General features: G+C 33.6%; 1 pseudogene. It reads left to right on the forward strand.

Features of this window, described 5'->3' with window-relative positions:
* Positions 1-336: 336 nt before the first annotated feature.
* Positions 337-589, forward strand: a pseudogene (locus tag MTF64_RS19835) (hypothetical protein); the annotation flags it as partial.

Below are 589 nucleotides of genomic sequence, written 5' to 3' on the forward strand. Positions count from 1 at the left end.
ATCCAGTATAAATACGCTTTAATGGTACTTTTAGCATAACGCTTTAGATACATTTGTTCGGCTATCATAGTTAAAAAAGATGATTTCATGATATGAATCTCTAGTAAAAATTAACTGTATATACAGGCAGTGCTTGTTGTTTTGTCCAATATTACTGATCTCCACCATTTCGGTGTATTTGTGCATTGATTAAAAATATTCTCCAGTTAACTAATTGTTTACAGGTGTTTATTTGATGGTTAAGATAAATGCACTGTAATATATGGACATTTGTCGGTTTATAAAACGACAAATGTCGTAGACAAAATTGTTAAACGGCAAGGAGCATCTAGCATAGTGAAGGGTATCGAAAAAAATAAAGCTCAAAAGTTGATTCTTAAAATTGAGAAGGGTCAATTTGATGAAAATGACATAGATAGCTTATTTATGCGAATGAGAGCTCATTCAAACAAGATGCCAGTTTTTCGTGAAATTGCTGACTTTGTTGCACACAACGATCAAAGAGATCGTGGGTGTAGTGGTCAACTAATTTTGGCCACAGTTTTAGAATCTTGGTATCTAACCTCAGATTCATTTGGCGCTAAACCAG

The sequence above is a fragment of the Pseudoalteromonas sp. 2CM41L genome, from assembly GCF_023161905.1.
GTDB lineage: Bacteria > Pseudomonadota > Gammaproteobacteria > Enterobacterales > Alteromonadaceae > Pseudoalteromonas > Pseudoalteromonas atlantica.